At 67.1% G+C, this 14,549-nt stretch carries 12 protein-coding genes; 4 read left to right on the plus strand and 8 right to left on the minus strand.

Features of this window, described 5'->3' with window-relative positions; all coding sequences use genetic code 11:
* Positions 1-4 precede the first annotated feature (4 nt).
* Positions 5-1,102 carry a cytochrome c peroxidase gene (locus tag N5C18_RS16845; protein WP_279945179.1) on the plus strand — a complete coding sequence of 366 codons (1,098 nt, stop codon included), beginning with the start codon at positions 5-7 and terminating at the stop codon, positions 1,100-1,102.
* Positions 1,103-1,109: 7 nt separating this feature from the next.
* Here the strand turns inward: N5C18_RS16845 and N5C18_RS16850 are convergent, their stop codons facing one another.
* Both N5C18_RS16850 and N5C18_RS16855 read right to left on the minus strand, forming a co-directional pair.
* Positions 1,110-2,462, minus strand: a complete 1,353-nt coding sequence (locus tag N5C18_RS16850; protein ID WP_279945180.1) for an aspartyl protease family protein — start codon at positions 2,460-2,462, stop codon at positions 1,110-1,112.
* 74 nt (positions 2,463-2,536) lie between these two features.
* Complete coding sequence (locus N5C18_RS16855) at positions 2,537-3,364, minus strand: DUF3014 domain-containing protein (protein WP_279945182.1); 828 nt, start codon at positions 3,362-3,364, stop codon at positions 2,537-2,539.
* 172 nt (positions 3,365-3,536) lie between these two features.
* On the opposite strand from N5C18_RS16855, the gene N5C18_RS16860 reads away from it, so the two are divergent.
* Positions 3,537-4,247, plus strand: coding sequence for a glutathione S-transferase (locus N5C18_RS16860; protein ID WP_279945183.1), 711 nt, complete (start codon positions 3,537-3,539; stop codon positions 4,245-4,247).
* Positions 4,248-4,326: 79 nt separating this feature from the next.
* Here the strand turns inward: N5C18_RS16860 and N5C18_RS16865 are convergent, their stop codons facing one another.
* From N5C18_RS16865 to N5C18_RS16890, 6 genes are all read right to left on the minus strand, one after another.
* A complete protein-coding gene (locus N5C18_RS16865) occupies positions 4,327-5,931 on the minus strand; it encodes a hypothetical protein (protein ID WP_279945184.1) in 1,605 nt (534 codons plus the stop codon).
* 485 nt (positions 5,932-6,416) lie between these two features.
* A complete protein-coding gene (locus N5C18_RS16870) occupies positions 6,417-7,277 on the minus strand; it encodes an IS3 family transposase (protein ID WP_279943796.1) in 861 nt (286 codons plus the stop codon).
* Positions 7,274-7,567, minus strand: a complete 294-nt coding sequence (locus N5C18_RS16875; protein WP_087921478.1) for a transposase — start codon at positions 7,565-7,567, stop codon at positions 7,274-7,276. Before N5C18_RS16875 ends, N5C18_RS16870 begins: the two co-directional genes overlap by 4 nt.
* A gap of 213 nt (positions 7,568-7,780) precedes the next feature.
* Positions 7,781-9,499 (minus strand): thiamine pyrophosphate-dependent enzyme, encoded by a 1,719-nt coding sequence (locus N5C18_RS16880; protein WP_279945185.1) that lies wholly within the window; start codon positions 9,497-9,499, stop codon positions 7,781-7,783.
* 109 nt (positions 9,500-9,608) lie between these two features.
* Complete coding sequence (locus N5C18_RS16885) at positions 9,609-10,466, minus strand: SH3 domain-containing protein (RefSeq protein ID WP_279945352.1); 858 nt, start codon at positions 10,464-10,466, stop codon at positions 9,609-9,611.
* Between the two features lie 36 nt (positions 10,467-10,502).
* Positions 10,503-10,985 (minus strand): DUF3574 domain-containing protein, encoded by a 483-nt coding sequence (locus N5C18_RS16890; protein WP_279945186.1) that lies wholly within the window; start codon positions 10,983-10,985, stop codon positions 10,503-10,505.
* A 218-nt stretch (positions 10,986-11,203) separates the two neighbouring features.
* Between N5C18_RS16890 and N5C18_RS16895 the strand changes: the two genes are divergently transcribed.
* The gene (locus N5C18_RS16895) at positions 11,204-13,639 is read left to right on the plus strand and encodes a TonB-dependent receptor (RefSeq protein WP_279945187.1); all 2,436 of its coding nucleotides are present in this window, start codon (positions 11,204-11,206) and stop codon (positions 13,637-13,639) included.
* A gap of 147 nt (positions 13,640-13,786) precedes the next feature.
* On the plus strand, positions 13,787-14,545 hold the full coding sequence (gene otsB / locus N5C18_RS16900; protein ID WP_053450603.1) for a trehalose-phosphatase: 759 nt from the start codon (positions 13,787-13,789) through the stop codon (positions 14,543-14,545).
* Positions 14,546-14,549: the final 4 nt, after the last annotated feature.

Here is a 14,549-nt window from a genome sequence, read left to right on the forward strand (position 1 = left end):
TGCAGTGCTGGTCAGCGCCGTGCTGGCCAGCGCTGCACAGCCACGTCCTTCCCAGCCGGTCTGCGCGCCTGCTCCGGGCAAGGCGGAACGCTGGGATGGCGCCTGCCTGCGTGCGCTCTACAGCAGCCCCAGTACGCGCTGGCCCGCGCCGGAGGTCGAACCCGGCGTGGCGTGGAAGGAACTGGCCCCACTGCCGTCGCCCGTAGGTCCACCGGACAATCCATCAACACCAGCCAAGGTGGCGCTGGGGCGGCGGCTGTTCTTCGATCCCGTTCTTTCGAAGTCGCGGCAGCTGGCCTGCGCCAGCTGCCACGATCCGGACCTGGGCTGGGCCGATGGTCGTCGCGTGTCCTTCGGGCACGGACGCCAGCCCGGCCGCCGCAATGCACCCAGCATTGCCACCAGCGCACACGTGGCACCGCTGTTCTGGGATGGACGCGCGGCCACGCTGGAAGGGCAGGCGCTGCATCCCATCGCCGATCCCATCGAGATGGGCTTCACCACGCAGGGCGCCGTGCGTCGCCTGCGCCGGGATGCGTCCTATCGTGCTGACTTCGCCGCGGTGTTCGCGCAGCCGCGCATCGATGCCGCCCAGCTCGGCCAGGCCATCGCCGCGTTCGAGCGCAGCCTGTCGCCGCGCAACAGCCGCTTTGATCGCTTCCTGCGTGGTGATACGCGTGCACTGGACGACGCCCAGCTGCGCGGCCTGCACCTGTTCCGCACGCAGGCCGGTTGCATGAACTGCCACAGCGGGGCAGCACTCACCGACAACGGCTTCCACAACCTGGGCCTGCATTTCCACGGCCGCGCGCGGCAGGATCTGGGGCGCTACGAAGTGACCGGCGATCCCGCCGACAGCGGGCGCTTCCGCACGCCCTCGCTGCGAGGCGTGGCCAACACGGCACCGTACATGCACAACGGCCTGATCCCGCGCCTGTCGGGCGTGCTGGCGTTCTACAACGTGGGCGGCGCGCGCCCGCGCGCACCGGGCTCGCTGCCGGCTGATGCGGCGCCGTTCCCAGAGCCGGATCCACTGCTGCGGCCGCGCGGGCTGGGCCGCCAGGATCTGCAGGACATCGAGGCGTTCCTGCAGAGCCTGTAGCCGCGGATCAGCCGCCTGCAGGCAGCGTGGGAGCCGGCTTGGGCGGCAACAGCGGTGGCGCCGCCGCAACGGCCACCGGGCAGCCATAGGTGCCTTCAACATCCATGTACAGGCTGTAGCGCTGGGTCGCGGCAAAGCCCACGCGCCAGTCCGGGTTGAACAGCGGCTTGGGCCCGGGCGACAGCCCCAGGTCCATCGGCAGGTTCAGCACTTCCTCCCCGATCATGACCGGCGTGGTCGCCTCCACGAACTGGATGTCTTCGCTGCCTTCGGTGGTGATCACGTTCTTGCGCCGGATCGCCGACGCGGGTGGCGTGGCCGGCAACGTTCCGCGGGCCTGGAAGGCGCCGTTGAAGCCGGTATCCACCTTGACCAGCACGTTCTGCTTGCCAGCGCGGATCGGATAGCGGACGTCGTACGCATCCGCCCATAGCGAGGACAGCGTGGCCATCCGCCGCGTGCACGGCACCGGACTGGCCGTGGCCTGGATCACCAGCGCATCCTTGCTGACCCGCACCCGGCCCAACGCGCGCAGCACGTCCAGGCCGATGCGTGGCAGGTCGTCCTGGCCCAGTACCGCAAAGGACACATCGCGCACGGCGACACCACCGATGTCCAACTCGACCGGGGCCGCCAGCGCATACAACTTGCCAGGGCTGCCATCGACCGCCATGAAGCCCTCGGTCAGCGTCAAGCCCAGCTCGGTCGCCAGCGCTCGGCCGATGCGCGAGTGTGCGGCGCCGCTGTCCAGATGCACGCGCAGCTCGCGTTCACCGGCTGCGGTGCGCAGCTTCAGGCTGAGCGTCGGCAGTTCGTTGTCCAACTGCAGTGGGACACTGACGTCGCGGGCAGGTGCCTGCGCCGCCATCGCGTTGCGCGGCCATGCGGTAAACCGCTCGAAATGCGGCTCGCTGATGCCGGCAAGATGGATGTCGCGCAGCTTGGGGCTCAGCATGGGGCGGATATCGCGCTCCATCAGCGTGCGGACCTGGAGCATCTGCGTCGCCCAACCCGCGATATCGCCCCGCAGGAGCAGATTGCCGGCCAGGGTGGCCGAACACAGGTACTCGACCCCCTTCACACTGTCGGCCGCCTCGCTGGCCACGGCCTCCAGGCACTCCTGGGCCGCCTGGCCGGAGCGGTCCAGCTCGCCGCGCACACGGTAGAAACCCGCCTGGCCCAGCTTGCCCTTCACGCCGGGTGACTTGCCCAGCGCCTGCAGCCGGGACAGTTCGGCAAGGCGCACGCTGCGGGTGTAGCCGTAGGGATCGCCCAGTTCGCCATCGCGCGTCTCGACGGCCGCAGCCGAGGCCACTGTCGTGGCGAACAACGCACTCACGCCCAACCACATTCGATGCATCGAGGTCACTCCTGTCTACCTGACCGCGACCGTATCACGCTGGCGATGACACTTGCCCCTGCCGTCTTCAGCTTTCAGCCGCGAGCGATGGCACCGCGGATCGCCTGCAGCTGCCGCTTGATCGCCCGTGCCTGTGCCGGGTCCATGCGCAGTAGCGCCTTCTGGCCGATCGACCTCGACTGCAACGTGGGATCGACAAAGCGGTAGCGGCCGCGTTCATCGCGTTCCACCCGCGGCGCCTGGGCCAGTTCCGGCGTGTCCAGCAGATGGTCGATCACCGCGACCAGGCGGTCGTTGAAATAGCCTTGGGGCCGGCCCAGGTCGACGTAGGCCTGCTGGATCAGCGGATAGAAGCGCTTGTACGCAGCCGCCGTTGCCGCCGGGTCCAGCGCAGTGAACGCCTGCACGTAGGGCGCATAGCGCGCTGCGTTGCTGGCGGCGATGCGTTCGCCGCCCTCACCGGGCTCGACCTGCAGGCTGCCGGGCAGCGGGCGCGCGGCCAGTGCGGTCGGCGGCACGCTGGGCTTGTCCAGGTTGTCGACCTGGGTGACCAGGCGCTGGATCAAGTGGTCGCGCAGCAGCAGGGTCAACGGCCCCTCGCCCTGGAACAGCTGGCTCAGCGCGCCCCAGGCGGCGGCATCGCTTTCAGCCAGCCTCGGCAGCGCCGGGTCGGCCGCGTCCCCGGTATCCAGCGGATGCTTGATCGGCGGGGGTGCTGGCGCAGGCGCTGCGGCTGCCTTCGGTTGTGGCGGTGCACCGCTGCTGGCGGGAGCTGACTGCACCGGTACCGACACCACACCGTCTGCCAGGCTTTTCAGCTGATCGCGGAACAACCAGCCCCCCGCGCCACCGATCACCACCACGCCCAGCACCCAGGGCCATACCGCCTTTCCACTCTGCATGATGCAGTCCCTCGTTGTTCACCTGCATGGACAAGGTGTGACCCGGTTGATTTCCATGGGTTCCCTCCCTGTTCCGCTGCCGTTGGGGTTGGGGCCTGCGCATGCGCCACGCTCACGCCTGCTTTGCACAGCGTGCGCGAGGCTGGGGGCCTTGTCGTGCGGAGACGCTGTCATGCAGTACGTGCTGTACTACTGGACGGGCATCCAGGGCCGGGGTGAATTCGTGCGACTGGCGCTGGAAGATGCCGCCGCCGACTACATCGACATGGCGCGGGTGCATGGCGATGCGGTGATGCAGCCGTTCCTCGATGGAAACAGCGAGGGAGCACTGCCCTTCGCACCGCCGTTCCTGAAGGCGGGCCGCCAGGTGATCGCGCAGGTGGCGGCCATCCTGGATTTTCTCGGTCCGACCCTGGACCTGGTGCCACAGGCGGCTTCGCGGCGGATGCAGGCGCTGCAGTTGCAGCTGACCATCGCCGACCTGGTGGCCGAGGTGCATGACACCCACCATCCGATCGCCGCGTCGAAATACTACGAAGAGCAGAAGACCGAGGCCAAGGCGCGTGCGGCTTCACTGCGTGGTGAACGACTGCCGAAGTTCCTCGGCCATTTCGAACAGGTGCTGGCCGCCAACGGCGGCCGCCATGCCCTGCGCGAGCACTCCTATGTGGACCTGTCGCTGTTCCAGCTGCTGAGTGGGCTGGACTACATGTTCCCGCGGCGGATGCAGGCGTTGGCGCCCACCCTGCCCCTGCTGCGTGCGCTACACGAGCGTGTGGCGAAGCGGCCGAACATCGCCGCCTATCTGGCTTCGGAACGGCGGCTGGCGTTCAATACCAACGGCATCTTCCGCCATTACCCGGAACTCGATGCAGAACGGTAGTGCCGGCCGCTGGCCGGCAACCGCACGATGCGCCCGCGGTCCATGAGCATGCCGGCCAGCGGCCGGCACTACCGTGGTGTCAGCTTTTCCCGTCCAGCGGCTTCACCGCCTGCTTCTTCATCGACAACAGCCCCAGCAGCAGCGCCAGCGCCACATAGGCGCCCGCGAACTGCCAGCTGATGATGCGCGCCAGCCCGTCCAGGTCCCATGGCAGGTAGATGCCACCGCGCGGGTCCACCGAGTGGATCAGGCCGAACAGGGTCAACAGCGCCGCCACCAGCAGGAAACCGCAGGCGCGGCGCAGGCGACCATCGACCATCGCCGCCACTGCCGAGATCCACAGCATCGAGGTGATGATGAAGCCGTTGCCGAGGGTGAAGATCACCGCCAGTTCCGGCAGGCCGTGGCCGTCCAGCTTGGTCAGCAACTGCGGCAGCTGGTCCGGCGCGATCCAGCCCGGGGCCTTGATCGCCAGCAGGTACGCCACCGACGGCAGAAAACCGAACACCATCGCACCGGTATGGTGGCGCGGCGTGGCCTGGAAGGCCTGGGTGGTGATGTCGATGGCCACGTACACGATGATCGGCGCCAGCACCGCCAGCGGCAGCCACTGCACCAGCCCGGAGATGATGCCGAGCATGCCGCCGATGCCGACGAACAGGCCGGTCAGCAGCGTATAGCCGCTGCGCGCGCCCATGTGCTTGTAGGCCGGCTGGCCGATGTACGGCGTGGTCTGCGCAACGCCGCCGCAGACACCGGCCACCAGCGTGGCCACCGCTTCCACCAGCAGGATGTCGCGGGTGCGGTAGTCATCACCGGCCGCGCGTGCGCTTTCGGACACGTTGATGCCGCCTACCACCATCAGCAGGCCGAACGGCAGCAGCAGCGGCAGGTAGGTCATCGCGGTGGGCAGGCCCTCGAGGAAACCCAGCGTCGGCAGCGGCAGCACCACCTGCGGCGGCACCCACGCCGGCACATGGAAGCCCGGCGCGCCCAGCCCGGCCAGGCCCAGGCCGTAATACAGCACGGTGCCGAACACGAAGGCCAGCAGCACGCCCGGGCCACGCACCGGCAGCTTGCCCTTGGCAATCAGCACGTACAGCAGCAGGCCCAGCGTGGTGAAGCCGACCAGCGGCGAGCGCAGCGTTTCCAGCAGCGGCAGCAGGCCCATCAGCACCAGCGCGATGCCGGCGATGGATCCCAGCAGCGCAGCACGTGGCAGTGCGCGGGTGACCGCTTCGCCGAAGAACGACAGCACGAACTTCAGCACGCCCATGATGACCAGCGCGGCCATGCCCAGCTGCCAGGTGGCGATGCCGGCGGCATGCGGGTCCAGGCCCTGCTGCTTGAAGGCGATGAAGGCCGGGCCGAGCACCAGCAGGGCCATGCCGATGCTGGTCGGCGCGTCCAGGCCCAGCGGCATGGCGGTGACATCGTCGCGGCCGGTGCGCGCGGCCAGCCGTCGCGCCATCAGGGTGTACAGCAGGTTGCCGACCAGCACGCCGAAGGCGGTGCCGGGGAACATGCGGCCGAACACCACGTCGGCGGGGAACTGGAAGATCCCGACCAGGGCCATGGCGATGAAGCCGAGGATGGAGAGGTTGTCGACGACCAGGCCGAAGAAGCCGTTGAAGTCGCCGGCAACGAACCAGCGACGCGGTGCGGCGGAAGCGGGAGCGGACATGGAAGGGGCGGTGGGGGTGGGGACCGCCGATGGTAGGCCCAGCGGGGCCGGCGCGCCAATTCCGTCATGGAATGATGGGTTCCAGCCAACGGCGGGGGCCCCTCGTGGCTGGGGCACGAACAGCGCTTTCCTCGGCTGGGCCGGGCGGATAGGTGGCGCGGGGGACGCCGTAAACCCATCCATGGGGGCTTGGCCGCGGCATCCATGCCGCGGACACCCCCGCGCCACCTATCCGCCCGGCCCCTGACAGTTTCCTGCGCGTGCCAGCCACGGAAGAGAATCAAAAGATCAAAAGCAAAAGCGGGTCGCTTCGCTCTGAGCCGAGCATGGCTCGGCTCTACAGAAGATCATTCCGAACACTCTTTCGCTCATCCACGCATGGCGTGGATCTACCGACAGATCGCAGAAAACTGTCGAAGGCGGGGTGGGTCCGGTTGCGGGGGTGTCTGATCTGGCTCCCTGAAAACGGACGCCATGAAGCCGTGTCAGGCGGCAGCCCGGAGCTGCCGGGCGTAGTTGTTAGGCGAGTGGTAGCCCAGCGCCGAGTGTAGCCGGGCTGGATTGTAGAAGCCGTGGATGTAAGCAGCGATGGACTGGCTGGCTTGTTCCTTACTGGCGTAAGGCTCGGCAGCCTCTTCTGTCTTGAGCGTCGCAAAGAAGCTCTCGGCCAAGGCGTTGTCCCAGCAATTGCCAGGCCGGCTCATGCTTTGGACCACGTCATGGGACTGCAGCAGCTGGCGAAACTCGTTCCCCCAGTACTGCCCGCCACGATCGGAATGGAAGATCAGGCCAGGTCGTTGTGGATGCAGAGCCCAGGCATTGGCAAATGCTTTCACTACCAGTTCTTCAGTCAAGCGCTTGGAAACGCTGTAGCCCAGCACCTGCCGGGTCTGGACGCTGATGACCACGGCCAGATGCAGCCATCCCTGGCGGGTGGGGACATACGTGATATCCCCGACCCACGCCGTCGGTCCGGTTCCGGGGGCAAATTGCCGATCCAGCAGGTTGGGGGCGAGCTGAGATGAGCCGCCGGAGGATTTGGGCCGGAATCGGCCTTTGGTCTTGCCCTGGATTCGCTCCTCGGCCATTAACCGTGCCACGCGCTTGTGGCCGACTAGATGATTCCTGGCTCGTAAGGCCCTGACCAGCCGACGCCGCCCATAACTGCGTTTGCTGGCCACATGGATGGCCCGAAGCTCGGTACGAAGGGCCGAATCGACATCGCACGTTTGGGCACACTGGCGGCGCAGGTAGTCATGGAATCCAGAGACAGAAACCCCGAGAAGCCGACACAGCAACCTGGTCGGGTAGCGAGTCCTTTGACTGGCGACGAAGGCGTACCTCACTTGGACTCTCTGGCAAAGAACGCCGCCGCTTTTTTTAGGATTTCCCGCTCCATCTTCAGATTGGCGTTCTCGGCCCGAAGGCGGCTGATCTCGCTTTCCAGATCAGTGGCCGGCCTGCGGGCCTCAGAGGTCAACGACCGGCCAGCACGGACCGCGTCAATCCAATTTGCCAGCGTTTTGACGGACATTTCCAATTGGCGGGCCGCTGCGGCTGGGCCGAGCGACTCGGCCAGCTCCACGGCTTGGTGCTTGAACTCATCGGTGTAGCTACGACGGGTGATACGGGACATAAGGGACCTCCCAGTGCGATCAAAGTATCGCTTCTTGGCGTCCGCCCACGGGGAGCCAGATCAGTCCGCGGCATGGATGCCGCGGCCAAGCCCCCAGGGACGGGTTTACGGCGTCCCCCGCAACCGGACCCACCCCGCCATCCCTCAGGAAACCCGCTTCTGCTCTGGCTCCGGCTCGTAGCGGGTGCAGGGCGCAGCCCTGCATCGCCCACCCTACTTCTTCAGAAAGTTGTCCACCAGCAGATGCTTCACATCGTCGAAGCGGCCGTTCAACACCGCCTTGGCCGCATACAGCGCGGTACCCGCGACCTGCTTCGCCTCGATCTGCGGCGGCATCACCAGCTCCGCGCGGCTGGTATGCACATCCAGCAGCGCCGGGCCGCGCTGCGACAGGAAGTCCTGCACCGCCTCTTCCAGATCCTCGCTGCGGGTAACGGTTCGGCCATGGAAGCCGATCACCTCGGCCAGGCGGCCGAAATCCGGGTTCTTCAGGTCGGTGTAATTGTCCAGCAGGCCCTCCACCTTCTGTTCCAGCTCGACGAAATTCAGCGAGCCGTTGTTGTACACCACCACCTTGATCGGCAGGTTTTCCTGCACGGCGGTCAGCAGGTCGCCGAGCAGCATCGCCAGGCCGCCGTCGCCGGACAACGAGATCACCTGCCGCCCCGGGAACGCCTTCTGCAGGCCCAGCGCCTGTGGCATCGCGTTGGCCATCGTGCCGTGCAACAGGCTGGTCAGCGTACGGCGGCGGCCGTTGACCCGGATATGCCGCAGCACCCACACCATCGGTGAGCCACCGTCGGCGGTGAACAGCGCGTCGTCCGTCGCGTATTTGGACAACAACGCCGTCAGGTGCTGTGGATGGATCAGCTCGCCCTCGCCCGGCTGCTCTTCCTGTTCGCGCTTCTTCAGCGCCTTGTCGCGGCGCTCGATGCATTCGTCCAGGAAACTGCTGTCCTCGCGCGGCGGCAGCATCGGCAACAAGGCGTCCAGCGTAGGCGCGATGTCACCGACCACGCCCAGGTTCACCGGATGGCGGCGGCCCAGATGGCTGCCGTCGCGGTCGACCTGGATGATCGTGGCCTTGTCCGGATAGAACTGGCCCCACGCGAAATCGGCACCGAGCAGCAGCAACGTGTCGCACTCCATCAGCGTGTGGAAGCCCGACTCGATGCCGAAGATCCCGGTCATGCCCATGTTGAAGGGGTTGTCGGGCTCGACGAAATCCTTGGCGCGCGAGGTGTGCGCGACCGGCGCCTGCAGGCGCCGCGCCAGTTCCAGCAGCTGCGGGTGTGCGCCCTGGCAGCCCGCGCCGGCATAGATGCCGATGCGCCTGCCCTGCCCCAGCAGCTCGGCGATGCGCTGCAGTTCTGCATCGGACGGGCGCAGCACCGGCTGGGTGTAATGCACCGAGAACGGTACATCGTGCTTCACGTCGGCCTCGCTGATGTCGGCCGGCAGGATCACCACCGCCACGCCGCGGCGGCTGATCGCGGCCTGGCAGGCCAGCGCCACCACGCGCCGCGCCTGCGCGGGGCTGTGCACCTGTTCGCAGAACACCGTGCAGCTGCCATACACCGCCTTGAAATCCACTTCCTGCGGGAACTCCATGCCCAATTCGCTGGTGACGATCTGGCTGGCGATCAGCACCATCGGCGCACGATTGCGGTTGCTTTCGAAGATGCCATTGATGAAATGCAGGCCACCGGGGCCACAGGAGCCGGCACAGGCGGTCAGTTCGCCACTCACCAGCGAATCGGCACCGGCGGCGAACGCGGCCACTTCCTCATGGCGTACGTGCACCCAGGCAATGTCGCTGCCATGCATCGCATCGGTCACATGGTTGAGCGTATCGCCCACGATGCCATAACAGCGGCGGACGCCTGCCTGCTGCAGGGTGTCCACCACAATCTCGGCCACGCGCTTGCTCATCGGATACATCCTCGAACGGGGGAACGTCCGAGGCTAGACCCGGCGAAGTGATGCCTCCGTGGGCAAATTGCGCATCACCTCGATGTGCAAACTGCGGACGGATGTCCGGTCAATCGTTGACGTTGATCCAGCCCAGCACCGCGCCGTGCTTGGGATTCTGGTAGCGCAGCTTCATCCAGCCGTCCTGTTCATCCAGCATTTCCACACGGTCGCCCTGCACCAGGTAACGCGGGGTGCTGGACGCGCCGGGCCTGTCGAACAGGAACAGGCGCGCTGGCACCACCGTTGCCTGCTGACCGCGCAGCGGCCCGTCGGGCGGTGCGCCCAGGCCATCGGCGATGGCGCTCTCACGTACTTTTCCAGCGGGGTCATAGGTCCGCCAGACCGCCAGTGGCCCTTGCTCGTCGCTTTGTTCCCAATGCAGCGCGGCGTTCAGCGTGTCGCCCAGCATCAATACGCTCTCGGCGCGGTACAGATAGAGCTTCGAACCTGCAAACCGGTACTGGTCGGCGTACCACATCGGGCCACTGCGGCAGCTGCTGGTCAGGGTGCGACTCGCACGATCGACCGTCAGCCCCATCAGGTCACCGCAGCTGTCCTTGCCATGGGTTTCAGCCCGCAGCGCACGGAACCCGCCACTGGCCGGATCAAAGCGGTACACCGCCACCGCTTCATTGACCATGCCCACCGATGCGCGTGCGATCAGTTCCGGATAGCCATCGAAGTCGACGTCCTCCAGACCCCACCGCGAGTTGCCGTCCGCATCCGCCGCGCCGGCCAGCGTCTGGCGCTTGCCCGACGGCGAAAGCTGAACCGCGATGTTGCCGTCCTGCTGCGGATCGGCGTGCGCCTGCACGTGAGCGGCCACCTGGAACCGCAGGGTTTCGCCGCCGTCCCCGCCCGCCTGCGCCGACGGTGCCAGCACGCCAGCCAGCACCACGCCCAGCACCCACTCCCTGTAATCCATCATCGCTCCCTGCGGCACCGCGGCGGCACCTTCAACTCAGAACGATACCTCGACCGGCTGCCGCGACCACAGCACCGACTGATGCCTGGTCTGCTGCTTCCACGCCAGGCGGATCGCCTCGATGTCGGCCCGGCGCTGCGGGGTGTCCTCGTGCAGCACCACCAGCACCTTGGTGCGCAGGCGGTTGGGCGAAGCATCGCCGCGGAACAGCCACTGGCCGTAGGCATCGAACACGGTCAGGCCATCCGGGAAGCGCGGGGTCACTTCCTTGTCCAAGAACGCGCGCCACTGCGCCTCGCTGATGGTGTCGGCCTGCGGACGGCTGCCTGCGCCCTGCTCTTCGCCCACGCCGAAATACAGCTCGCTGCGCACCCAGCCGTGGCCGTCGGACGGGCGTGCCGCATCGCCCTGCAGTTCGGCGGTGGTGGCCGTGGCATACGCACTGGGCGCCTGCGAAGAGAGGCTGGCGCAGCCGCTGGTAGCCAGCAGCACGGCAAAGACGAGGCCAAGGTGTTTCATCGGTACAGCTCCGGGCAAATGGGGGGGACAGGGCGAGCCGGCAGCGTACAGCGCCACCGGCCCGGCGTGCTGATGCCGGCAGGGCATCAGCTCATGCCGGACCGGCAGGGGCTTGCATCGGCAGCGGTCATCACGCGAAGATAATATATCGCTTCATCCGGATGGATGTAAGTGAAACCATCTCCCCCTTCCCCGTCGTCGTTGTTGCTGGAGCCCCCATGTCCGCCCGCCTGCCCGCGTCGCCGCTCGGCCTCGCCATCGCCATCGCGCTCTCCTCCGCCGCCGTCCCCGCCCTGGCCCAGGACGCCACCAACCTCGATACGGTGATCGTCACCGGCACCCGTGCCGCCGACCGCACCGTGCTCGAATCCACCTCGCCAGTGGACGTGCTCACTGCCGAGGACATCCGCAAGGCCGGCGTGGTCAACGGTGAACTGGGCAGCGCGCTGCAGGCGCTGCTGCCGTCGTTCAACTTCCCGCGCCAGTCCAACTCCGGCGGCGCCGATCACGTGCGCGCCGCGCAGCTGCGCGGCCTGTCGCCGGACCAGGTGCTGGTCCTGGTCAATGGCAAGCGCCGCCACCACACCGCGCTGGTCAACACCGACAGCAAGATCGGCAAGGGCACCACCCCGGTCGACTTCAACTCGATTCCGGTCAGTGCGATCAAGCGCATCGAAGTGCTGCGCGATGGCGCCGGTGCGCTGTATGGCTCGGATGCCGTGGCCGGCGTGATCAACGTGATCCTCGACAACGGTGGCGACGGTGGCGAGATCGAAGCCAGTTACGGCGCCAACCACACCGACCTCAAGCCGATCGGGCGCACCCTCACCGATGGCCAGACCGGCAACATCAGCGCCAAGGTCGGCACCGCGCTGGGCGAGGACGGTGGCTTCCTGCGCGTCGGCCTGGAGTACAAGCACCGCAACGGCACCAACCGCGCCGGCTTCGACCAGATTCCGCCGTGGGACCAGACCCCGGACAACCTGGCGTTGCAGGGCAAGCGCAACTACGTGCTGGGCGATGGCAAGAGCAAGGACATCAACCTGTGGCTGAACACCGAGATTCCGGTGGGCCAGACCTCGACCTTCTACGCGTTCGGCACCTTCAACCAGCGCGATACCGAAGGCGCGAACTACTTCCGCTACCCCGATGGCGATGCCAACTGGAAGCAGGTCTATCCGAACGGCTACCGGCCGATCTCCGAGGGCGAGAACCGCGACGTGCAGGCCGTGGCCGGCGTGCGCGGCCAATGGGGCGAGTGGAGCTATGACGGCAGCCTGGATTACGGCCAGAACGACTTCACCTACCGCCTGCGTGATTCGCTCAACGCCTCGCTGGGCCCGACCAGCCCGACCCGCTTCAAGACCGCCGATTACCAGTACGCGCAGACGGTGGGCAACCTCGACCTGAGCCGTGTATTCACCCAGAGCGACAGCATCAGCCACACGCTGGGCCTTGGCGTGGAAGCACGCCACGAGCGCTACCAGACCCGTCCGGGTGACCCGGCCAGCTACGCCGCCGGCCCGTACACCGACCGCCCGACCGGTTCGCAGGCCGGTGGCGGCCTGACCCCGCAGGATGCGGCAAACCTGTCGCGCGACGTGGCCAGCGCCTATGCCAGCCTGTCCAGCCAGTTCGGCGAGAAGTTCTCCACCGACCTGGCTGCGCGCTACGAGCACAACGACGACTTCGGCGGCGAACTGACCGGCAAGCTCGGCCTGCGCTACGAATTCACTCCGGCCTTCGCGCTGCGCGGCGCGATCTCCAACAACTTCCGTGCACCGTCACTGGCGCAGATCGGTTACGAATCCACCTCCACCGGCTACAACGCCGGCGGCCAGCTGGTGCAGGGGCGCCTGCTGTCGGTCAACAATCCGATCGCGCGCGGCCTGGGTGCGCAGAACCTGAAGCCGGAAAAGTCGATCAACACCTCGCTGGGCTTCACCAGCCGCATCGGCGAGCACTTCGACCTGTCGCTGGACTTCTTCCAGATCGACATTGATGACCGCATCGCACTGTCGGAAAGCATCACCGGCGATGCGCTGACCGACTACGTGGCGGCCAACTTCGGCGTCAGCGGCCTGCAGAGCGCCAGCTTCTTCGTCAACGCCGCCGACACCCGCACCCGCGGCGCCGAGCTGGTGAGCAACTGGCGCCAGTCGCTGGGCGATGGCCAGCTGCTGTTGACCGGCACCTATGCGTACACCAAGACCACGCTGAAGAACGTGCTGGCCACGCCGGCACAGCTGCGTGCACTGAACCCGGACTACGTGCTGTTCGGCATTGAAGAGACCAACACCCTCACCGACGCCACCCCGCGTACGCGCGGCAGTTTCTCGGCCGCATGGAGCAATGATCACTGGTCGCTGAGCACCCGCGTGAACCGCTACGGCAGCGCCACCCGCGTGTTCAACTTCGGTGATGGCTACATCCCGCGCCAGACCTACCAGGCCGAATGGCAGCTGGATGCGGAAGTGGAGTACCGCATCACCCCGCGCTGGAGCGTGGCCATCGGCGGCCAGAACCTGACCGACAACTACCCGGATCGATCCAACAGCGATATCCACTACTTCGGCAACCTGCCGTATGACGTGTTGTCGCCGATCGGCAGCAACGGCGCGTACTACTACGGCCGCGTCCGCTACACGTTCTGACTCACCGGTCCGGTAGTGCCGGCCGCTGGCCGGCAACCGCCAGGTGCATCCATGGGCCATGAAGTTGCCGGCCAGCGGCCGGCACTACCCCGATTCGTAGCCTGACCTCGACCCCACGTACACGCCCACGCTGGCAAGCTGGGCGTCATGGCTGAACCGCTTCCCCTGCGTCCGCCACCGCCATTGCTGGACGACGCCTGCGCGTTGTTCCTCGATGTCGACGGCACCCTGATCGAATTCGCTGCACGCCCGGATGCCGTGCAGTTGCTGCCGGATGTGCGTGAAGCCATCGGCCGCATCAGCGACCGCCTGGAAGGTGCCGTGGCACTGGTCAGTGGTCGCCCGCTTGAACAGCTGGACCAGCTGTTTGCACCGCTGCAACTGCCTGCCGCCGGCCTGCACGGCCACGAACTGCGCGCCCAGGACGGCCGCGTGCTGCGCGACGCGCACGACGACGATACCGCCGAGTGGCTGCACGCCCTGCACCAGCAGGCGATGCGTTTCGCCCATGGCCATCCCGGCGTACTGGTGGAAGACAAGGGCGTCGGCCTGGCGCTGCATTGGCGCGGCGCTCCGCACGCGGCCAGCGAGGTGCGTGCCTTCGCCGACCGCCACGTGCGCGGCCGTACCAGCTATCGCCTGCAGCCGGGCGACCATGTGGTCGAGTTCGTCCCGGTGGGTACCGACAAGGGCCGCGCGGTGCGCCGCATGATGCAGTACCTGCCGTTCCGCGGGCGCCTGCCCGTGTTTCTCGGCGATGACCTCACCGACGAATTCGGCTTCGACGCCGCCAACGGCCAGCATGGCTGGAGCGTGCTGGTGGGCGAACGTGAACCCAGCGCGGCGGTGTTCGCACTGCCCGACATACGCAGCGTGCACGCCTGGCTGCGTGAGAATGCCTATTGACCCG

The sequence above is a fragment of the Stenotrophomonas sp. GD03930 genome, assembly GCF_029839665.1.
GTDB lineage: Bacteria > Pseudomonadota > Gammaproteobacteria > Xanthomonadales > Xanthomonadaceae > Stenotrophomonas > Stenotrophomonas forensis.